This window comes from Streptomyces cyaneofuscatus (genome assembly GCF_033109485.1).
GTDB lineage: Bacteria > Actinomycetota > Actinomycetes > Streptomycetales > Streptomycetaceae > Streptomyces > Streptomyces cyaneofuscatus.
The window spans coordinates 1,400,038-1,420,329 of record NZ_CP137002.1 but is presented as its reverse complement, the minus strand read 5'-3'; the positions used below and the strand labels follow the sequence as shown (position 1 = coordinate 1,420,329).

Here is a 20,292-nt window from a genome sequence, read left to right as displayed (position 1 = left end):
CGGGCATCTTCTGCGTACGCCTCCCGGCACCGCTCCGGCCGTCCGCCGAAGCGCCGGAGTCACCGGCGTCCGCGCAACCGTCCGAACAGGCTGCGGGCCTGGGCGCGCTTACGGGGGTCGGCCGCGGCGCGGCGGGCCGACTCGATGGTCCGTCGGCCCTGGGGGCTGCGGGTGAACTGGGTGATGCGGGCGATCAGGCGGGACATGGTTCCTCCTCGGGGCGGGCCTGCCTCCCGCCTACCCCGTAAACGGCCGACCGCACGCTCACGGTGACGGGATGTTCACCGAGGGGCTGGCCTCACCGCTGCTGGGAGTCCTCGGCCGCCTCCGAGCGCAGCAGCGGGTGGATGACCCCGGGGAAGACGGTCGCCTGCACGACCTCCTCGGCCGACCCGCCCTGCACGACCGTCTCCGCGACGCCCCAGGGCCGCCCGGCCAGGTGGACGGTCAGGGTGTACGAGGAGGAGCAGCCGGTGCACTCGTAGCGGTCGGCCCAGGTCTCGACCTCGGTGGTGGAGCCCGGGTAGCGCTTCACATGGCGGTGGCGGGCGTGGCAGTGGCCGCAGGTCTCACCGGGCTCGCAGGTCCCGCCGCACGGACAGGGCACGTCGAAGCTGTCGGCGGGGGTCCAGCGCTGCACGAGGACGGCGTCGCGGGTGGCGGCGGTGTCCTTCATGGCCTTGAGGTTGCGGGCGGCGACGTTGTACGACTCGCCGGTGGCGGCCATCCGGTCGCGGATGACGTCCTTGCGTCCGCGGTTGGTCGTCATATCGGCTCCTCCTGGGGTTCACGCAGCCCGCCAGGAGGCCCACGAGTCACAATCAGTACCTCATTACGTTACCCGCCCGGCACCGGCCCCCGGACCGGCTGTGCCCCGCACCGGCCGGGCCCCGCACCTGAAATTCGCGGGCCCACCGGCCCGGGTACCGGCAGGATGCGTCCGTGACCCCCGTTCTGCACGGTCTCGCCGCCAACCCGTCGCTGCCGCCCGAGGCGGTCGACCGGCTGATCGCGCTCGCGGACGACGACCTCGCCGACATCCTCGCCTGCCGTCCGGATCTCGGCCGGGACCGAGCGGTCACGCTGGCGGCCCGCGCCGGAGACAGCGCGGTGCGGCTCGTGTACGAGGGCCGGCTGACCGCCGCCGACATCGATCCCGTGACGCACCCGCAGGCCGCCCTGGCCCTGCTCGACCGACGAGCAGGCCGCCCGGAGTGGGCGCGTCTCCTCGCAGCGGATCCGGACGGGGAGCGGAGGGCGAAGCTGGCCGCCTGCCCCGGGCTTCCGCACGATGTGGTGGAGCGGCTCGCCGCGGACCCGGACGTCCACGTGGCCGCCGAGCTGGCGTGGTGGGCCACTCCGGAGGTGGCCGCCCGGCTCGCCCAGCACCCCCACGCCGAGGTCCGACGCGCGGTGGCGGCGAACGAGGCGACACCTGCGGGCACACTCGCGGCACTGATCACCGGCGCAGGACTGCCTCCCGCGCTCCACTGCCTGGTCTGCGACCGCGAGGAGATTCCGTTCACGCACGATCCGCACGGCCCGAGGCCCGACTGCGATCTGCTCCCGGGCGCCTCGTGCGACGGCTCCCACGAGTCCGTCACCCACGACACAGGGCTGGCGGCCCTTCAGAACCCGGCCACCCCGACCGGGGCAGCCGTCCACTTCGCCGAACACCCCTCCCTCCTGCTGCGCCGGGCCCTGGCCGCCCGTCCGGACCTGCCGCCGGCGGTGTGCCGACGGCTCGCCGCGGACCCTGTCCCCGGTGTACGGGCAGACCTCGCCGCGAACCCCGCGATCGACGACGACCTGATCCGCGTACTGGCCCAGGACCGCGACCCCGACGTGCGCCGCGGCCTCGCGTACCACCCCCGCGTCCCCCTGGACGTGCTCACACACCTGGCCGGCACGACGAAGACCGGCGAAACCCTGCTGCCGAGGATCGCCTCCGCCTCCGCCACCGAGACCGAGGAACTGGCCCGGTCACCCCACCCGGCCGTACGGATGCTCGTGGCCCGGCGGCGCGACCTTCCGGCCGGTGTACGCGACGCGTTGGCGGCCGACCCCGATGCGAAGGTGGTCAAGTCCATCGCCCCGCACCCGGGCCTCTCCGCAGCTCAGTTGCGCTCCATGGCCGGCCGGCACGGCATCCGGGTCCTCGCCCAGGTCGCCGCCAACCCGGACGCGCCGTCGGAGCTGCTGGAGGAACTGGCCCTGCACGATCCGCCGACGCAGAAGGCACTCCGGGAGATCGCCCGGCACCGCCGCGCGACGGCTCCGGCGTTGCTCGCCTGCTTGGAGAACGGACGAGCGCGGCCCGTCGCTGCCCGGCATCCTGCCCTCCCGCCACCGGTCATCGTGGGCCTGCTCGACGACTCCGACCCCCAGGTGGCGGAAGCGGCAGCCGCCAACCCGTCGTTGCCGCCGCACGTGATGCTGGAGCTGGTGCAGCAGAGGCGCGTGCTCGGCCGGGACCAGGAGAGCAGGCAGCTCGGTAGGTACGGATGAACGTGCTCAGGGTCGGGCCGTTCAGCGGAAGGCGGCGGCGTTCTCCGCGGCCCATTGCCGGAACGTCCTGGCCGGGGCACCGACGATCCGGGAAACGGTGTCGCGCACGGTGAGCAGCTCGTCGTTGACGTCGCCGCCCGTCACGTCGAGGACCGCGTCCGCCGCCTCGTAGCCCAGGAAGGCGGCCATCTGGCGGCGGGCCGCCTCCCGGCTGATCTCGGTGAACGGCACCTCCCGTCCCAGCGCTGCCGCGATGGCCCCGGCCTGTTGCCGGGGTGTGATCCGCTCCGGACCGGTCAGCGCATACGTCCGCCCCCGGTGGCCGGACTCGGTCAGCGCCAGCCGGGACACCGATGCGATGTCCGCGGGGTGGATCGTCGGGAGGCCGACGTCCGCATAGGGCACGCGGACCGTCTCGTGTGCACGGATCGCATCAGCCCACCACAGGGCGTTCGAGGCGAACTGTGTCGGCCGCAGGATCGTCCACGCCATGCCACTGGCCTTGAGCAGATCTTCGACCGTCAGGTTCTCTTCGGCGGGGCCCAGATGCGGATGGGTCTGGACGGTGATGGAGGACACCAGCACAACGTGTTCCACACCCGCTCGCCGGGCGGCATCGAGGATCTCGGCGTCTGCGCCCATGCCCGACGGAAGGAACAGCGAACGCACCCCCTGTAATGCGCGCTCCAGCGAGGGTGTCCGAGCGAAGTCGCCTTCAACGGCTTCGACTCCTACGGGAAAAGCGGCCCGTGCGGTGTCACGGGTGAGCCCTCTCAACGGTCCGGCTCCGAACTGCTGGAGCTCCTTCAAGAGGGCGCTTCCTACGTTTCCGGTGGCGCCGGTCACAAGGATCATGGGGTCTTCTCCCGCCGTCATGTGGTGATCAACGTGACATGACGATAGGACCTCAACCATGCTTCAGGTAAAGGTGGTATGGGGACCGGCGTGATCGGGTTGGGTGGCGGCAGCTTCGGCGGCTCGCTCGATCTTCGCGCGCAGGGCTTCCCAGAAGGTCGCGTCGCGATGTGGAGTCGCGTGCCGGTTTGTCTCGGTGAGCACATGGACCAGGCTGTTGAACAGTTTCACGTCGGGGCGTGGCCACCGGGGCACGTGGCCGGGCGAGTCGATGGCGAGGGGCGGTGATCGTCGCGTCCGAGTGCTCCCAGGCGTGACGGTAACGCCCGGCGACCTCGGCGCGCGTCTCGTGCTCGGTTGCCCACATGTCGGCACCGTGTTCCTCGGCATCGTTCCACCGAGGCAGAGGGTCGGCGAACGGCCGGTCGAAGACCTCGCCGAAGTACCTGGACTCCACCATCGACAGGTGCTTGACCAAGCCGAGAAGGTTGGTGCCCGTCGAGGTCAGAGGGCGGCGGATGTCGGACTCGCCGAGTCCGTCGGGCTTCCAGGGCATCACCTCGCGGATCTCTCGCAAATCGTTGTGCAGGTACTCTTTCGCGAAATCATCGATCATGGGCTTGAGCCTGCCGTGGGCCGTCGGCGGGCCCGGTCTGCGGCCGCCGTCGGCACGCGCCGGGACAGAAGCCTGAACGGCTCGGTCCGTTGAGGAGACGGCTCGATCGAGAGAGTCGAGAGAAGGGCCCAAGGCCGATGTTCGCGGACCCGGGCGGCGACTACGCGATCACCGAGATGTACTCCGTACCTGACGACGCCTGGTACCTGGAACTGGACCGCGTCCGGGATCGACGAACCCGCGTGACCGCGATGGTCCCCGACGAGGACCCGGCGCGCGAACCGACGGTCTGTTTCGATTCCCGAGGGCCGCATCCGGACATTCCGTACGAGGTCATGCGGTGGTTCATGGACCGGGTGGACGCCGAGATCCGGACGCCCCGCGCTTGGATACGGCTGCGGCCCGAACTGGTGGCGGTCATTCACGACCTGCGCCAGGAGCACATGGGTGCCATCGACGACGCCGACTTCCCGCACGTCCTCGACCAGGTGCGCGCCGCCGTCCCCGAGGCCGACCTGCCCGCCGTCATCGAAGCCGCCTTCGGGCGGCACCTTGACGACCGCTGACCGGTGGGGCCGATCCGACCCCGCTCGCGACGCCCCTCGTCTCCTCCGTAAAGGCACCGCACCCCCCGGCCAAGGTGCCCCGCTGAAATTGCGTATCCGAACTCTCTTGATCCGTAAGGCCGTTAGCCTGTCCAGCGATCTGCTCAGTGGTCCGTCTCTCCGGGCCGCTGAGCGCCATTCACCATCCCAGCGAACGAAGGCACTCCCTTGCTCCTGAGACGAAGAGCGACCTCCAAGATCGCCTGGTGCGTCGCCGCGTTACTCGCCCCCGCACTCCTCGGCACCGCGGCCACGGCTGCGCCAGCGACTGGTCCCGCGACTGGTCCCGGTTCGTCGGCGGCCGCCCCTGCCCCCTCCTCATTGACCTGGCAGGGCTGTGGCGGTGACATCCCCGCCACCGTCGAGTGCGCGACCCTCAAGGTGCCCTTGGACCACCGCAAGCCGGGCGGCAAGAGGATCGACGTGTCGCTGTCGCGGATCAAGGCCGCCGACCCGGCCGAGCGCCGCGGTGTCCTGTTCTTCAATCCGGGGGGCCCCAGCGGTTCCGGGCTCTTCTACCCCCTGGCGCTCAGCGGTCTTCTGCCGCAGTCCGTGAAGGACCGGTACGACCTGATCGGTTTCGATCCGCGCGGGGTCGGCGCCAGCAGTCCGCTCGCCTGTGGCACGACCACCGCCGACGAACGGCTGACGTACCGCCCCTACAAGGACGCGACGTTCGCCAAGGACGTCGCGTGGGCGCGCGACATCGCGGACCGGTGCCGTGACCGCAACAAGGAGACGCTACGGCACATCACCACCCGCAACACGGCACGCGACATGGACCTCATCCGCGCGGCCCTCGGGGAACGGAGAATCTCCTACTTCGGCCTGTCGTACGGGACCTATCTCGGTTCTGTGTACACCCAGTTGTTCCCCCGACGGGTCGACCGGTTCGTCCTGGACAGCGCGGTCGACCCCAAGCGGATCTGGAGGGGCATGGGGCAGTCCTGGGCGGAACAGGCCGAGACCGCGTTCGACCGGTGGACGGACTGGACCGCTCGTCATTCGGCACGGTACGGACTCGGTGACACTCCCGCCGAGGTCGAGGGACTGTTCTGGGACATCGTGGCGCGTGCCGACCGGGAGCCGCTCGACCTCGGCGGGACCAGGTTCGACGGTGCCGAGGTCCGCGAGTACATACGCTGGGAGCTCACCCACCCGTCCGTCGCCGCCAGGACCCTGGGGCTGCTTCGGGACGCCGCCGCGGGCAAGCCCGTCCCCACCTTCCCGACCTTCGTGCCGACCGACAACGAGCTGGCGAGTTACCTGGCGATCGTGTGCGGTGACACCCGCTGGCCCACCGCCCCGGCCGTCTACCGAGCCGACTCCCGGCGTGACAGCGTCCGCTACCCGCTGTACGGCGACTCCGTCTCGAACATCTTCCCGTGCGCCTACTGGGACCGTCCCGTCGAAGCGGCCACCAAGATCGACAACAGGGTGCCCGCACTCATCGTCCAGAACGAATGGGACTCGCAGACCCCCCTGGCCACCGCACTCGGCCTGCGCCGGGCGCTGAAGGGCTCCCGGCTCGTCACCGTGGACGAGGGGCAGGGCCACGGCGTGTACTCGCTCGGCGTCAGCGCGTGCGCCGACGCTGTCGCCACGCGCTATCTGACCACCGGCAGGCTTCCGGCCCGGGACGTCACCTGCGCGGCCGACCCGCTCCCCGCGGCCGACTCCCGTTCCGCCTCGCCGAGCCCTGCCACGGCACCGGCCCGCCTCCCCTTCTCCGGCCGCTGAGCGCCGGCAGACGTATCCCCTCGTAGAGGAGTTGCGGAAGATCTTGTTGTGGGGCTGTCCGGTCTCCGGCCGGACAGCCCGTACTTGTCAGCAGACCGCCCGAGATCTCCAGCGACTTCGGCAGAGGGCCGCACACCTGTCACCCGGGGGAGTGGCTCGCGAGCGTAACGCCTTGTCAGGGCTGCCGCGCCGGATGCCTTCCTGACACGATCGGTGCCGATTCCCGTCCGGGCGCATCACGCGGACCTGCCGGTCGTGGGCAGCTCACCGAAACGGGGTCCGCGCCGCCGCCTTCGTCGGGGAAACGCATGCGCACGGCCATCCGAAAGGCGACCATGACGTCATCGAGCACCTCCGCACCGGCCAACACCACGGGACCCGGCGGCACGATCCTCGTCTACGGCCGGGGCTCCGGGTCGCAGCCCGGTCACACCCTGCGGGTCTATGCCGACCTTCGCTGCCCCTTCTGCAAACGCGTGGAGCGTGGCCTCGGCCCGGTCATGGAGAAGCTTGCCGAGGAGGGTCGCGTCACCCTCGAGTATCAGTTCGCCACGTTCATCGACGACGGAGCCGGCGGCACCGGGTCGCTGTGTGCACTGAGCGCCGTGGGAGCGGCGTCCGACGCGGGCGCGGTGGCTGCCCAGCGCTACATCCGTTCCCTGTTCGCCTCCCAGCCCGCCGAGGACGACGATGCCTTCGCCGACACCGGCGTCCTGCTGCGTCTGGCCGAGGAGGTCGAGGGACTGCGCGGCCCCGACTTCGACCGCAAGGTGACCGAGGGCTTCTACCTCCCCTGGGCCCACCGGGTCTCGGCAGCCTTCGAGTCCAGCGGTGTCACCGGCACGCCCACCGTGCTCCTCGACGGCCGCCCCGTCACCGTCGTCAACCCCATGGGTTACGCGGTGACACCTGAGGCGTTCCTCGCCGAGCTGGACCTGGACTGACGCGCCTGCCGGGCTCTCCAGGGCCCCGTACTACGTTTCCCGTTTCCCGCGTTTCCCGCGTTTGCCGCATTCGGCCGTGGGACAGGACTGTCCTGCGTCACGTGTGTGACGTCCGGCTGCAGCCATACCCAGGGCGGATATGGGTGAGTGAGCCGCTGCTTCGTGCGGCCCCGGTGCCTTGCTGGTTCACCAGTCCACCCCTGGAGAGGATCCTCGTATGGGCAAGCGATACAGAACGCGCATATGGTTCAGCGCGGCTGTGGCGATGCTGATGACGTCGTTCGCGTTACCGACGGCGGTCGCGCATCCGGCGGCTACCGGGAGCCGTTGTTCCGGGGGCTACGTGGCCATGACCTTCGACGACGGTCCGACGGATCTCACGGCCGCGTATCTGAAGGCGCTGCGGGATGCCGGACGCGTCCGGGCGACGTTCTTCGTGACCGGCACACTGGCCGACGGGCAGCGCGCCGGGACACGGCGGATCGTCGCCGAGGGCCATCAGGCCGGCAACCACTCCTACACCCACGCGAATCTCGTGGAGCTCGACGCGACCACCGCATTCGCTGAGCTGCGCGACACCAGCCGCGTCATCCGAACCCAGACGGGGCGTGCGCCCACGCTGTTCCGGCCGCCCTTCGGGAGCACCGACGCGCGGACCCGGCGGGACGCGGCCCGACTGGGGATGATCGAGGTGATCTGGACGGCCGACACCGTCGACTGGAGCGGGATCCCCACCGAGACGATCGTGGCGAACGCGCTCACCGTGAAGCCGGGCGGCATCATCTTGATGCACGAGGGTCTGCAGACGACCCTCGCGGCCATCCCGAAGATCGTCCAAGGGCTCGCCGAGCGGAGCTTGTGTGCGGGTCGGATCGTGTACTCACCCACACCGGTCCAGGCGTGGCCGGGTCTGACCTTCCATGCCAAGGCAGCGCCCTGGCGTTGACGCCAGGGGGTCGGCAACGCACGAGCCGCCCGGGGCTCAGCCCTGGGCGGCGTACGCGAGGAAGTGCGTCCAGGTGGTGGGGGCGAGGGTGAGCTGCGGGCTCTCCTCGATCTTGGAGTCGCGTACGCGGACGGTGGAGGGGCAGGCGGCTACCTCGACGCAGTCGTCACCGGATCCGCCGCTGTAGCTCGACTTGTGCCACTCCAGGGCGACTTCCACGCAGGAGTCGCCTTCAGCGCTGCTGTAGCTGCTCTTGAACCAGGCCAGGGCTGTGGTGCTCATCTCGCTCCTCGCATCCGCCGCATCAGGCTCTTGGATTCGTCCAACGAGAGAGCCTGTGAACGCATAGTGGCACACCGCATCTGGATCATGCTGACCACTTTGGGGTCGGAGATGAACTGTCCGTACATCTGCCCCTCCAGGTAGCCGAACCACTGGTGTTCCTGCGTCTCCAGCAACTGCATCGGCCCGTCGATGGCTGCGTGGTGATGCCGTACCAACGGCATGATCTGGACGTCCACATTGCGCAGCTCGGACAGGTCGAGGATGTGGTCGATCAGCTCCCTGGTGACCTCGTCGCCGCCCAACTGCCGCAGGAACAGGTGCTCTTCGAGAATGAAGGTGAACGCGGTGTTGGGGCGGTTCCGCAGGAGTTCCTGACGTTCCAGCCGGGCCGCGAGCCGCGCTTCGATCTGCTCGTCGTCGAGCGGCGGCAACCGGTCCGCGAACAGCGTCCGCGTGTACGCAGGCGTCTGCAACAGCCCCGGAATCAACCGGCACTCGTACGTGTACAGAGAAGGACTTGACGATTTCTCCGAACATCTTCAGGTTGTAGTGCGGTTCGGATCCGGGACGGACCGCGCCGCCGTTGCCGAACGTCCCGTACGTGCTGTCGATGCCATCCGTGCCGTGCGTCGTGTACGGCCACCTCCCCGTGCGCCTGTCCTGATTCGCCAACCCGTCCATGCTCACGGAAGGTGATTCGTACTGTCTACCCTTCGCGCCCGTACGCTGACTCAGCGTACGGGTCGCTGACCTGGTGATGGCGGGGCGAAGCCCGGAATCTGGGGGCGTGGAAGCACCTACGAAGGCCCAACCCGATGTAACCGTAAGTGTGTTCAAGCGGCAATTCAGCTCGAATCCGCGCGGTGCCCGGCTCGCCCGCCGCGTCGGCCTCCACCAGTTGCACACCTGGGGCGTCCCGTACCTCAGTGACGCCTCGGAGTCGGCGGCGCTGATCATCGGGGAGCTGACGGCCAACGCGGTGACCCATGGGCGGGTCCCCGGGCGCGACTTCGCGCTCTGCCTGACGCACACGCCCGGCGGCCGGGAGATCCTCGGGGTGCTGCGGATCGAGGTGTCCGACACCCGGGGCGAGTGCCGGCCGCCGGGGCCCGGCGAGATCGCCGTACCGGCCGACGGTGACGACAGTGGGCGCGGGATGCTGATCGTGGACGCGCTGGCGGACCGGTGGGCGGTTCTCGACCGCGTACCGCAGCCGGGCAAGACCGTTCGGGTGGAACTGGACCTGCTGTGACGAACGCGGTCGCGCGTGGGGTCAGTGGTCGGAGTAGCTGAAGTCGCCCATCGTCCAGGCGCTGACGTCCTCGATCGCCACGCGGTACATCCCGCCCGTCTCCGGGATTCCCACCGCGCCTTGCAGGATCCGCGCCACGTGGAAGTGCAGATGCGTGGGCGGGCCTTCCTTGCGCGCGGTGGCGGTGAAGGCTGCGGCGAACTCGCCCAGCCGGGCCGAGTCCGCCAGGACCTCCGACACCCGCTGCCGCCAGACGGCCTCGGGGGCCAGCCGACCGGTGATGACGGCACCTCCGGCGACGACGGTCAGCGACATCTGGTTGCTGTGCCCGGACTCCACCAGGGCGGCCACATCAACGAGCAACTCGTCAGGCTTCGACATGGAAGCCGATTCTAGTCGGCGGCTCCGGCCGCGGTCCCTGCGGTCCGGTTCAGGTGGTGTGCGTCTCTTCGAAGGTCGGATAGATCCGCAGGGCGGCGGGCTGGTGGACCGTACGGGTCACCCGGTGGCGGTCAGGACCAGGATGGCCTGGTCGTCGTCGATGCCGTGGCCTCCGGTGAAGGCGTGCACGGAGTGGGTGACGGCGTCGATCAGTTGTTGGGCGGCGGGTCCGGCCGGTGCGTCCGCCAAGGCGTCGGCGAGGCGTCGGTCGCCGAAGAGTTCGTTGTCGTGGCGGCGGGCTTCGGTGATGCCGTCGGTGTAGAGCACCAGGCTCTCGTTCGGGCGCAGACGCAGGGTGCGTGCGGTGAGGTGGGTCTGGGGCCCGATGCCCAGCAGGACGCCCGGCGCGTCGACCGCCCGGACGGTGCCATGGGCGTCCAGGTGCAGAGGGAGGGTGTGGCCGGCGCGGACGAGTTCGACGTCGAGGCCGTCGTCGGTGGGGGTGATCCGGCCGTAGACGAGGGTGACGAATCCGGTGCCGTGACCGACGGGCCGGTTGCACAGCGCCTGGTTGACCGCTTCGACGACCTCTTGGGGACCGGGGACGAGCGGGGCGACGGCGCGGGCGGTGTGGCGTACCAGGGCGGTGGTGGTCGCGGCGATGGCGCCGCGGCCGCAGACGTCGCCGAGCAGGAACGCCCATCGGCCGTCGGGCAGAGGGAAGACGTCGTAGAAGTCGCCGCCGACGTCGAGTCCCTCACCGGCGGGGTGGTAGTAGGTGGCCACCTCGGTGCCGGGCACGCAGGGCAGTTCCGGCAGGAGGAGCCCTGCCTGCAGATCGCGGGCGAGGACGGCGCGGTGGGTGTACTGGCGGGCGTTGCGCGCGGCCAGGGCGGCGCGTCCGGCGAGCTCCTCGGCCAGGGCGACGGTGTGTCCGTCGAACGTGTACCGGTCGGTGGACAGCAGCGTCACGGTGCCGACGACGCTGTCCCGGTCGAGCAGGGGGATGCACAGATAGCCGGTGACGCCCAGATCGTGCCAGGGGCCGGGGCCGGTAGGGGTTCGCCGGGCCACTTCGGTCACGCCGGAGGCCAGGACGCGTGCGACGGCGTCGTCGGTGTCGTCGTAGACAGGGGCGTGACCGGCGAGCAGATCCTGCTGCCACTGGGCCGGGGCGGCGGTGGCCACACGGCGGACCCGTCCGCCCTCGATGACATCGACCGCGCACAGCGGTGCCAGGCGCGGGCTGCACGCCTGAGCCAGACGGTTGAGGGTCTGGGCGACGTCGAGGTCGGTACTCAGGAGGGTGCTGGCGTTCAGGAGGAAGGCCAGGTCGTCGCGGGCGGTCTTCTCGCGGGCTTCGGCCGCCTGATACGCCTGTTCGGCCTGGTGGCGTTCGATGGCCAGGGCAGCGGTGCCGGCGAAGACCCGGGCGAGGGCGAGGTCGGCCTCCCGCGCGACGCGCGGAACGCGGTGATACATCGCGAAGGTGCCCAGCAGCGAACCGTCGCGGGCCAGGATCGGGGTGGACCAGCAGGCGGCGACACCGGCCTTCTCGGCCAGGTCGCGGAAGTCGTCCCAGAACGGATCGGTGGCGATATCGGCGACGATCACCGGCCTGCGGCGGTGAGCGGCGGTGCCGCAGGAGCCGACGCCCTCACCTGTGGCGATACCGTCGATGGCCTGGTTGTAGAAGTCGGGCAGGCTCGGTGCGGCGCCGTGGCGCAGGTGTCGGCCGTCGGCGTCGGCGAGCAGGACCGACACCAGCACTTCCTCAGGAGTGAGATCCTCGATCGCCCGTGCCATGCCTTCGAGCACCTCGGAGAGAGGGGCTTGGCGGGCGATCTGCTCCAGCAGGGCCCGGTGCTCGGCCGTCAGACGCTGCGCATGTTTGACCTGGGTGGTCTCCACCCCGATCATCCGCACGCCCATGACGTTGCCGCCGGAGTCCAGACGAGGCTCGTAGGTGAAGTCGAAGAACGCCTCGCGGGCATCCGCTCCCTCGCCCAGCATCACGCGGGCGTCCCGGCCGGTATAGGCCTCACCTGTGCGGTAGACACGGTCCAGCAGAGCGATGAACCCCTGCTCGACCAGTTCCGGCATGAGCTGCCCCAGCGGCACGCCGGTACGGGTGCGCTCGATTGGGCCGATCGCCGCGAAGAACGCCGGGTTCGCCGCCTCCAGCAGGTGAGCCGGCCCGGCCATGGAGGCGAACAAGGCCATCGACTGCCCGAACAACGACCGTAGATCGTCCTCCCCGTCGCTGGATGCGGCGGTACGTGCCGCCGGCACCGGGCCGGTCCGGACAGGCGGGGGTGCCTGCTGGTCCGGTGAGCCCGTCATCCGCCGTGCTCCGTACCGGTCCGCGCTGCGCCTTCGGCGCCGGCCGCGACGGCTCCGGGAACATGCAGGTGGGCGTCGAGAGCCTCTTCCGGGTCGGTGTGAAGACAGAAGATCTGCTTCAGCCCGGTCAGTTCGAACAGGCGGTTGAGATTGTCGGTCACGGAGGCCAGGCACAGAACCCCGTCCTGCGCGGACATCTGGTGGTACAGCTTCAGCAGGGCGCTGATGCCGGTGGAGTCGCAGTAGGCCAGGTGGGCGCAGTCGATCACCACGGCCCCCGTCACCCTGCCGGTGCCCAGTTCCTCTTCGCCGGCCTCGTACAGCTGCACCACGCTGTGGAAGTCGAGGTCCCCGCGCAGAGTGAACACCACTCCTCGTGTGTCCCGCCTGACGTCTACCGTGAACACTTCGGTTTCCTCCACATGGGTTTCTCCGTGCCGCCCAGGATATGGGGCGGTCTCTGCCAGCAGGGACGGTGCGGCCCTCAGTGGTGTGTGGTCAGGTCGGTGAGTCCGGAGATGCTCAGTACGGGCTCCAGGACCGGGTTGGCGATGAGTTCGAGGCGTTCGGCGTGCGGGAACAGGACGCTCAGGCCGGCGCTGTCGACGTACTCGACGTCGCTCAGGTCCAGGACGAGGGGGCCGGGTGCGTCGTCGAGGGCGGTCGCCAGGCTCTGGGCGTTGCTCATGTCGATCTCGCCGACCGCGGTCAGCACGGTGGCGCCGTCCGGCCGCCGACTGGCTGTGAGTGTCAGGGGCGTAGTCATCAGGCGATCCTCGTGTGCATGTCGACGGTGGTACCGGTCGGTCCTTGGACGACGGTGACCTGCTGCATCAGGGCACGCATCAGCCCCATACCGCGGCCGCGGTGGGCGTTGAGCTCGGGCTGGGGCACTTTCCACCGGCCGGTGTCGGCGATGGTCAGGCGCAGGTTGTCGACGGACGCCTCGGCGCGGAAGTAGACGGTGTCGCCGGGGGCGTCGCGGTGTCCGTGTTCGATGGCGTTGGCACAGGCTTCGCCCGCTGCCACCAGGACGCTCTGCGCGGTGCGCGGCGGCAGGTCGCACTGTTCGAGCCAGCCGCGCAGAGCTTTCCGGACGGGAGCGAGCTGGCCTGATTCCGCCGGGAAGGAGATCTCCAGCGGAGCCGGGTGACGGTAGAGAAGCAGGGCGACGTCGTCGTCGTAGCCGCCGTCGGGAGCCAGCCGGGACATCACGTCGTTGGCGAGATCGTCGACCGCGGTGTCCCGGCCGTCCTGAAGGGCCTCGCCGGCCCGGTCGATGCCCGCGCTGAGCGGACGGCGGCGGCGTTCGACCAGCCCGTCGGTGTACAGCAGCAGCGTGGAACGGGCGGAGATGGTGCAGCTGCCCTCGGGCCGCGGTCGGTCGGGGCGAACGGCCAGGGGCAGGGAACGTCCGTCCTCCAGAAGCCTGGTGGCGCCGTCGGGCTGGACGAGGATGCCGGGGGGATGCCCCGCGCTGGAGTAGACGAGGTGCCCGGTCCGGGTGTCGAGAACTCCGCAGAAGACGGTGGTGCACATCGCGCCGGGGACACCGGCGGCGAACTGGTCCAAGGCCATGAGCGCCCGGGCGGGACCGGCGTCCTGGAGCAGCAGGGCGCGACAGGCGCTGCGCAGCTGCCCCATCACGGAGGCGGCCTCCAGGCCGCGGCCGACGCAGTCGCCCACGACGATGCCGATGCGGCCGTCGGGCAGGGCGAAGGTGTCGTACCAGTCGCCGCCGACCTCCAGGGGACGGGTGGCGGGCTCGTAGCGGACGGCGAAGCCGTCCGGGAGCCGGGACGGGCCGAGGATGGCCCGCTGCAACGCGATGGCGGTCTCGCGCTGCTGGTCGATCTGGTGAGCGCGGGCCAGGCCCTGGGCCAGGCGGCCGGCCAGCAGGGACAGCAGGAGCTGGTCCTCGCCGGTGAAGGGGCGCCGCTCGCCCAGGGCGATCCACAAGGCCAGGACGCCTTGCGGGTGTTCCAGGACGACGGTGGCCTCGCCCTGGCCCGGAACGGCGGTGAGCGCCGGCTGTTCCCGCAGACCGGTGAGTATCCGGCGTCGTTCGGCGGGCAGATCCTGCCAGACGAGGCCGGTGTCGGTGCCGGTGAGAGCGGGCTCGTCACGGGGACCGAAGACCACAGCCGTCACGTGCTGGGCGTGCCACAGCTTCTTCAGCTCCTCGAGAGAGCCTCCGAGGGCCTCGCCCAGACTGGGGGCCTGGGACAGCCGCGTGCTCAGAGCGGCCAGGGCGGTTTCCCGCTGGATGGCGTAGTGCTCGGCGCTCACGTCGCGGAAGGTGCCGACGATGACCGTACGGCCGGTGTCGGGGTCCTGGACCTGGTTGAACGTGGCCGTCACCCACAGGCGATGTCCGTCGCGGTGGGTGACGGGAATGGTGTAGCTACCGCGTTCCTGGCCGGTCAGTGTGGCGAAGGCCTCGGCAACCAGGCGGTGGGCTTCGGGGTCGGTGGCGGCATCCGGCCACCAGGGGTGCACCGGCTGGTAGGGCAGGTCTTCGGGGCCGTACCCGAGGATGCCGGTGAAGGAGGTGTTGATCTCGATGACCGCGCCGTCCTCGTCACAGACGAAGAACGCCTCCTGGAGCGAGTCGATCAGAGCGGTACGCCACCGGGCGTGGTGGTTGCGCAGCCGGGCCAGTTTCACGTTGGCCTCGACGCGGGCCAGGAGTTCGGCGGCGGCGAACGGTTTGACGAGGTAGTCGTCCGCGCCCGCCTGCAGACCCTCGATGGACGCCTCCTGCCCGGCGCGGGCGGACAGCAGCACCACCGGGACCGAGGCGGTACGCGAGTCGGTGCGCAGCGCTCGCACCAGGGACAGGCCGTTCAGGCGGGGCATCATGACGTCGCTGACCACGAGATCGGGGGCGTCGACGCGAACGGCCTCGAGGGCCTGCTGTCCGTCGACGACCGCGTCGACCTGGTATCCGGCGTCGCGCAGCAGCCGGGTGAGGTATTCGCGCATGTCGGCGTTGTCGTCGGCGATCAGTACCCGCGCCTGAGCCGACAGGCGGGCCGCGGAAGTTTCGCCGTTCGTCTGCGGCCCGCTGTAGGGTTCGCCGGCCGGCACACCGGTCTGCCCGCCCGGCAGCCAGCGCAGGGCCTCCTGGACGAAGGGGGCTGCGGCACCGGGAGAGGTGACGTCGTCGCCCCCGTGGGTACGGACGGCGTCGGCCGGCAGGTGGGCGGAGCCGAACGGCAGGCGGATGGTGAAGCTGGTGCCCTCGCCTTCGGCGGAGGCGGCTGTGATGACACCGCCGTGCAGGTCGACCAGTTCCTTCACCAGCGCCAGGCCGATGCCACTGCCCTCGTTGGAGCGGGAGCGGGCGTTCTCGATGCGGTGGAACCGCTCGAACAGCCGTGGCATCTCCTCGGCCGCCACACCGATCCCGGTGTCCGTGATCCGCACCACGGCCTCGTCGTCCTGGACGCCCACGCCCACCCGGATCGAGCCTTCGAAGGTGAACTTCAGCGCGTTGCTGAGCAGGTTGAGGACCACCTTCTCCCACATACCGCGATCGACGTACACCGGCTCGGGCAGGGGTTCGCACTCGACGCGGAAGTCCAGGCCGGCGTTCTCGACGGCGGAACGGAAGACACTGGCCAGCGCGCCGGTGACCGTGGCCAGGTCGACCGGCTCGTAGCCCGCCTGCATCCGGCCCGCCTCCAGGCGGGAGAAGTCCAGCAGCGTGTTGACGAGCTTGCCCAGCCGAAGACCGTTGCGGTGCACGGCCTCCAGATCCTCGCGCACGCGCGGCTCCGCGTCGGCGAGCCGCTCCCGCAGTTCCTCGACCGGCCCCATGATCAAGGTCAGCGGGGTGCGGAACTCGTGGCTGATGTTGGAGAAGAACGTCGTCTTGGCCCGGTCGAGCTCCGCGAGCTCCTCGGCACGCCGTTGCTGGGCCTGGTAGCTGCGGGCGCTCGCGACGCCGGCGGCCATGTGTCCGGCGACCAGATCCAGGAAGCCCTGGTAGTCCTCGTCCAGGGCACGGAAACGGTTCAGACCCGCCACCATGAATCCGTACGGCACTCCACCCTGCTGCAGCAGGGGCACGACCATGGCATGGGTCGGCGCCTTCTCCCAGGCCCCGGCCGGCAGGTCCGTGAAAGGCTCGCCGTCCAGGGGCACCAGCACGGAATCCCCCCGAGCCGGTACGTCGACGGGCCAGGGCGAGACGGAGTCCGGGGGAAGGATGTCCGGCGCGGCCGGATGCGCCGTCCCGATCCCGGTCACCGCGGCGCGACGGGCACTGCCGTCGTCCTGGAACAGATAGGTCAGGGTGAAGGGCAGATCGTACGGGTTGCGGCTCAGCTGCCCCCCGGCGAAGTCGAGCATTTCCTGCTCGGTGCGGATGACGCTGGGGTCGGAGCCCAGGTCGCGCAGGGTCGCCATCCGGCGGTCACCGATGACCCGCTTGGTGTCCTCGCTGACCACGCACAGCAGACCGACCACAGCGCCCCCTTCATCGCGCAGGGGGCTGTAGGAGAAGGTGTGGTAGCTCTCCTCGGTGTAGCCGGACCGCTCCAGGAACAGCATCAGCCCCTCGTCCCAGGTGGCCTCACCGCTGTTCAGGACGGTGTCGATCCGAGGGGCGATGTCGTCCCAGATCTCCGACCACACCATGGCGCTGGGCCGGCCCAGCGCCCAGGGGTACTTCTGGCCCAGGGTGTCGCGCCGGTAGGCCTCGTTGCAGAAGAACGTCAGCTCCGGTCCCCACGCCATCCACATGGCGAACTTCGACGACAGCAGGATGCTCACTGCCGTCCGCAGACTCTGCGGCCAGCCCTCAGGCTCTCCCAGCGGCGTCGCCGACCAGTCCACCTTGGCCAGTTCCCGGCCGATGTTCCGGTCGGCTGTGAACGCCTCGTCCATCGCAGCCGAGGGAATGGCGAGCTCACCGTCCTCCGAGCACGTCACAGCAGACACCCCTTCACTGACCTCAGCCTCTTCACGCGACGTACCGCCCGAGGCTGCTCCACAGCGCCACCGACCGGCAAACACCCAACCCTCTACCCCGCGGAGACCACGAGAAGCTCTCCCACCGCCCGAAGATCCGCCGGCGCAATACGTAGGATAAGACAACCGGGCCTGGTGCAGACGCCATGGTAGGCAGCACCTGGCGGCAGCCCGTACGGCGGCGGCGCGGATCGACGGGTGGAACGCATGCAGGGGCGGTGCGCGCGGCCGGGACCGACGGTCCGGGTCAGCCCCGCCGCACCCGCCCCGCGATCCGCCGCCCCAGCCGCCCCAGCGCGCGGGACCGGTTCCAGTCCCGGAAGGCGTTCGCCCGGCCGCTGCTGCCCGTCCGGCCCACCGTCTCCTCCACCTCCGCCACGGTCTCCGCCGTCATCCCGCGCACCGCCGGGCGCAGCACCTCGTCCAGGAGGGCGGCGGCCGTGGTCGTCCAGGCGGTGCCCGCGTGGGGGTGGGCGGTCCAGTGGGTGAAGCAGTCGGCCGCGTAGGCGGGGTGGGTGCGCAGCCGCGCGCGGGTCGGCTCGGCGCGGGCCGCGCGGTCGTAGGCGGCGATCAGGTCCGGGTCGTCGCTCCGGACGAACGCGTACAGCTCCGCGCCCGGCCGGTCCGGGGCCAGCAGGCGTTCCACCAGGGCGGTGAACGCCCGCTCCTGGATGGCCGGTTCGAGCGGGGCGGCCCGGTCGCGCAGGGTGCGGACCTGCTCCGTCCAGCCGGGCTCCGGTGCGCCGGTGCGCAGGTCGCGGCAGAGTTCGAGGAGCTGGAGCGCGGCCCGCTCCCGGCCGCCGATCTCCTGCGGGAAGGCCCGCAGCAGGTCGTGGGCGAGCGCGGTGCCGTCCTCTGTTCCCGCCGTCTCCGCCGTCTCCGCCGTTCCCGCAGTTCCCGCAGTTCCCGCCGTCTCCGCCGGGGCGCCGAGCGCCGCGTCGACCAGGCGGGCCCACGTCCCGGCCGCCCGGTGCGCGTCCGAGGTCGCCGCCTCCAGCAGCAGCCGGGCCTCCGCCACCGAGGGCGGCCGGTCCTCCCAGACCAGGCCCACCGCCGTACGCAGGACCAGGGGCTCGGCGAACGGGGAGAGGCCGGCCGCCCGCAGGACCCGGTGCCAGACCGCCGTCCGGTCCCGGCCGAGGGTCGTCATCGCGCCCGGTGCCTCGGCGCACATCCGCAGGTGCGGCAGCGCCTGCGTCCCGGTGAACGGCAGCGCGACCCGCTCCAGGAACCGGGCCACCGCCCCGGGGGCATCCGGCGCGATCCGGTCCAGCGCGCCCAGCAGCGCCGTACGTACGTCGAACTGCTCGTCCAGCAACTCCAGGAGCGCCGGGGCGAAGGCAGGCGCCCCTTCGGACCCGTCCGCCTCCATCAGGATCGTCCGGGCCAGCCGCTCGACGACCTCCGGCAGCACCTCCCTACCGTTCACGCCCAACAGCCGAGCTACCCGCAGCAGTTGTACGGTCCGAGCCACCGGGCGCGCCCCGCCCGCACCGCTCTCCAGCTCCGTCAGGATCTCCGGGGCCAGCACCCCCGCGATCGCCTCCCCTTCCGGGCCCACGAATGCGTCCCGGCGCGGCAGTTCCAGCGAACCGTTGCCGCCCCGCACCGCCTCCGTCACCAGCATCGCGGCGAGCGGCGCGGTGACCGAGGCCGGGCACCGTCCGTCCAGCGCCCCGAACAGCCGGCCCACCGCGTCGAATTCGGAGCCCGTACGGTCATCGATCCCCGGCGACGTCAGCGCCTCCACCAACTGGCCGGTCCGCTTCGCGTCCAGCGCGTACGGCCGCTCCGCCGCCCAGCCGGCCGCCGCCGCACGCTCCTCGGGCCCCAGCGCGACCCCCGCGCACAGCGCGATCACCGCCAACGGCCCGGCGGCGAAAGGGTCCCCGGGCAGCCCGCGCGCCTCCTCGAACAGCTCCGGCGCCCGGCTCCGCCACACCCGCGCCGCAGTCCGCGCCCACGCGTCCGCCGTACCGTCCACCGGGGGCCGCTCCGCGCACACATGGACCCGCAGCCCCGCCTCCCGCGCCGCCGCCGCGTCCTCGGGCGGCGCCCCCACCACCCGCAGCACCGAACTCCCCGGCCGCCGCGTGTACGTGGTGAACGTCAGCCGCTCCACGCTCTCCCTCGGCAGGGCCACCGCCGCCAGCCCCAGCCAGCGCGCCACATCCGCGTTCTGCTTCTCCACCAGCACCACCGGCCCGCCCGCAGGGGCCTCCTCCTCGCTCGCCCGGCGCAGATCGGCGAGGACGGCCGCCAGCCACGGGCCGCGCGACACGGCGAAGTCGTCGAGCCCCTCCCGTACGGGCGCGGGGCCCGGCGGCAGCAGGCCGAGCGGGTCGGACAGCGCGCCGCCGCCGACCGGCGTCGCGGACACCCAGTGCGGCGAGCGCCACGCCTCCACCGGCAGCCGGCCGCCGGGCAGCGGGACGCCCGGGGGCAGGTGCACCGCGTGCGTGTGGAACCGGACCGGTGCCGTGCCGTCGCCGCGCGCCGGAGCCGTACGACCGACCACGCGGCTGCCGTCGGAGAACACGGCGTACGTGAACGCCTGGGGGAGGGAGCGGAGTTCGGCGTCGGCGGGGCGGTGCGAGGCTCCGTCGGGGAGCGCGTAGCGGACCAGTGGCTCCAGCTCCGCGAGGAGCGCCGCCGACACCCCCGGCCCCACCGCCGTGAACCGGCCCGTCTCCTCCGCGTCCCCCGGCGCGGCGGAGATGTGGTGCACCTGTGCAAGGCTCAATTGTCGGCCCTCTTCGTCCTGCCGCGACCGGGTCCCCGCTCCACCCACACGCGACCGGGTCGGGGGAGAAGTCCACGGCCGCGGGGGCGACGTTATC

General features: G+C 71.1%; 17 protein-coding genes and 1 pseudogene. 6 read left to right on the top strand and 12 right to left on the bottom strand.

Going from position 1 to position 20,292, the window contains the following annotated elements; all coding sequences use genetic code 11:
- Nucleotides 1-59: 59 nt before the first annotated feature.
- Nucleotides 60-206 (bottom strand): hypothetical protein, encoded by a 147-nt coding sequence (locus R2B67_RS05930; protein ID WP_010072536.1) that lies wholly within the window; start codon nt 204-206, stop codon nt 60-62.
- 92 nt (nt 207-298) lie between these two features.
- Nucleotides 299-769: a hypothetical protein gene (locus R2B67_RS05925; protein WP_317816764.1), complete on the bottom strand. Its 471-nt coding sequence runs from the start codon at nt 767-769 to the stop codon at nt 299-301.
- A gap of 173 nt (nt 770-942) precedes the next feature.
- Between R2B67_RS05925 and R2B67_RS05920 the strand changes: the two genes are divergently transcribed.
- On the top strand, nt 943-2,508 hold the full coding sequence (locus R2B67_RS05920; protein ID WP_317816763.1) for a variant leucine-rich repeat-containing protein: 1,566 nt from the start codon (nt 943-945) through the stop codon (nt 2,506-2,508).
- Between the two features lie 21 nt (nt 2,509-2,529).
- On the opposite strand, the gene R2B67_RS05915 is transcribed toward R2B67_RS05920, so the two are convergent.
- Both R2B67_RS05915 and R2B67_RS05910 read right to left on the bottom strand, forming a co-directional pair.
- Complete coding sequence (locus R2B67_RS05915) at nt 2,530-3,363, bottom strand: NAD(P)H-binding protein (RefSeq protein WP_317824786.1); 834 nt, start codon at nt 3,361-3,363, stop codon at nt 2,530-2,532.
- Between the two features lie 63 nt (nt 3,364-3,426).
- Nucleotides 3,427-3,979, bottom strand: a pseudogene (locus R2B67_RS05910) (mycothiol transferase).
- Nucleotides 3,980-4,116: 137 nt separating this feature from the next.
- On the opposite strand from R2B67_RS05910, the gene R2B67_RS05905 reads away from it, so the two are divergent.
- From R2B67_RS05905 to R2B67_RS05890, 4 genes are all read left to right on the top strand, one after another.
- Nucleotides 4,117-4,545 carry a hypothetical protein gene (locus tag R2B67_RS05905; protein WP_317816762.1) on the top strand — a complete coding sequence of 143 codons (429 nt, stop codon included), beginning with the start codon at nt 4,117-4,119 and terminating at the stop codon, nt 4,543-4,545.
- Nucleotides 4,546-4,752: 207 nt separating this feature from the next.
- Complete coding sequence (locus tag R2B67_RS05900; protein WP_317816761.1) at nt 4,753-6,324, top strand: alpha/beta hydrolase; 1,572 nt, start codon at nt 4,753-4,755, stop codon at nt 6,322-6,324.
- A gap of 335 nt (nt 6,325-6,659) precedes the next feature.
- The gene (locus R2B67_RS05895) at nt 6,660-7,268 is read left to right on the top strand and encodes a DsbA family protein (RefSeq protein WP_317816760.1); all 609 of its coding nucleotides are present in this window, start codon (nt 6,660-6,662) and stop codon (nt 7,266-7,268) included.
- Between the two features lie 217 nt (nt 7,269-7,485).
- Nucleotides 7,486-8,214 (top strand): polysaccharide deacetylase family protein, encoded by a 729-nt coding sequence (locus tag R2B67_RS05890; protein WP_317816759.1) that lies wholly within the window; start codon nt 7,486-7,488, stop codon nt 8,212-8,214.
- 36 nt (nt 8,215-8,250) lie between these two features.
- Here the strand turns inward: R2B67_RS05890 and R2B67_RS05885 are convergent, their stop codons facing one another.
- Together R2B67_RS05885 and R2B67_RS05880 are read right to left on the bottom strand one after the other, a co-directional pair.
- A complete protein-coding gene (locus R2B67_RS05885; RefSeq protein WP_317816758.1) occupies nt 8,251-8,496 on the bottom strand; it encodes a DUF397 domain-containing protein in 246 nt (81 codons plus the stop codon).
- Complete coding sequence (locus R2B67_RS05880; RefSeq protein WP_317816757.1) at nt 8,493-8,987, bottom strand: DUF5753 domain-containing protein; 495 nt, start codon at nt 8,985-8,987, stop codon at nt 8,493-8,495. The genes R2B67_RS05885 and R2B67_RS05880 overlap by 4 nt, the downstream gene beginning before the upstream one ends.
- Nucleotides 8,988-9,328: 341 nt before the next feature.
- On the opposite strand from R2B67_RS05880, the gene R2B67_RS05875 reads away from it, so the two are divergent.
- Entirely contained in the window at nt 9,329-9,751 is a 423-nt protein-coding gene (locus R2B67_RS05875; protein WP_317816756.1) for an ATP-binding protein, read from the top strand.
- Between the two features lie 21 nt (nt 9,752-9,772).
- On the opposite strand, the gene R2B67_RS05870 is transcribed toward R2B67_RS05875, so the two are convergent.
- The 6 genes from R2B67_RS05870 to R2B67_RS05845 form a co-directional block, all read right to left on the bottom strand.
- A complete protein-coding gene (locus R2B67_RS05870) occupies nt 9,773-10,132 on the bottom strand; it encodes a GvpU-like protein (protein WP_317816755.1) in 360 nt (119 codons plus the stop codon).
- 117 nt (nt 10,133-10,249) lie between these two features.
- Nucleotides 10,250-12,475: a SpoIIE family protein phosphatase gene (locus R2B67_RS05865; protein ID WP_317816754.1), complete on the bottom strand. Its 2,226-nt coding sequence runs from the start codon at nt 12,473-12,475 to the stop codon at nt 10,250-10,252.
- Entirely contained in the window at nt 12,472-12,882 is a 411-nt protein-coding gene (locus tag R2B67_RS05860; protein WP_275428498.1) for an STAS domain-containing protein, read from the bottom strand. Before R2B67_RS05860 ends, R2B67_RS05865 begins: the two co-directional genes overlap by 4 nt.
- 77 nt (nt 12,883-12,959) lie before the next feature.
- On the bottom strand, nt 12,960-13,241 hold the full coding sequence (locus R2B67_RS05855; RefSeq protein ID WP_317816753.1) for an STAS domain-containing protein: 282 nt from the start codon (nt 13,239-13,241) through the stop codon (nt 12,960-12,962).
- Nucleotides 13,241-17,413, bottom strand: coding sequence for a SpoIIE family protein phosphatase (locus R2B67_RS05850; protein ID WP_381073577.1), 4,173 nt, complete (start codon nt 17,411-17,413; stop codon nt 13,241-13,243). Before R2B67_RS05850 ends, R2B67_RS05855 begins: the two co-directional genes overlap by 1 nt.
- A gap of 286 nt (nt 17,414-17,699) precedes the next feature.
- Nucleotides 17,700-20,195: a GTPase-associated protein 1-related protein gene (locus R2B67_RS05845; protein WP_317816752.1), complete on the bottom strand. Its 2,496-nt coding sequence runs from the start codon at nt 20,193-20,195 to the stop codon at nt 17,700-17,702.
- Nucleotides 20,196-20,292 lie beyond the last annotated feature (97 nt).

Coding starts and splice junctions, on each gene's coding strand:
- R2B67_RS05930 (WP_010072536.1), bottom strand. CDS start 206: ATGTCCCGCCTGATCGCCCGCATCACCCAGTTCACCCGCAGCCCCCAG.
- R2B67_RS05925 (WP_317816764.1), bottom strand. CDS start 769: ATGACGACCAACCGCGGACGCAAGGACGTCATCCGCGACCGGATGGCC.
- R2B67_RS05915 (WP_317824786.1), bottom strand. CDS start 3,363: ATGATCCTTGTGACCGGCGCCACCGGAAACGTAGGAAGCGCCCTCTTG.
- R2B67_RS05905 (WP_317816762.1), top strand. CDS start 4,117: ATGTTCGCGGACCCGGGCGGCGACTACGCGATCACCGAGATGTACTCC.
- R2B67_RS05895 (WP_317816760.1), top strand. CDS start 6,660: ATGACGTCATCGAGCACCTCCGCACCGGCCAACACCACGGGACCCGGC.
- R2B67_RS05890 (WP_317816759.1), top strand. CDS start 7,486: ATGGGCAAGCGATACAGAACGCGCATATGGTTCAGCGCGGCTGTGGCG.
- R2B67_RS05885 (WP_317816758.1), bottom strand. CDS start 8,496: ATGAGCACCACAGCCCTGGCCTGGTTCAAGAGCAGCTACAGCAGCGCT.
- R2B67_RS05870 (WP_317816755.1), bottom strand. CDS start 10,132: ATGTCGAAGCCTGACGAGTTGCTCGTTGATGTGGCCGCCCTGGTGGAG.
- R2B67_RS05865 (WP_317816754.1), bottom strand. CDS start 12,475: ATGACGGGCTCACCGGACCAGCAGGCACCCCCGCCTGTCCGGACCGGC.
- R2B67_RS05855 (WP_317816753.1), bottom strand. CDS start 13,241: ATGACTACGCCCCTGACACTCACAGCCAGTCGGCGGCCGGACGGCGCC.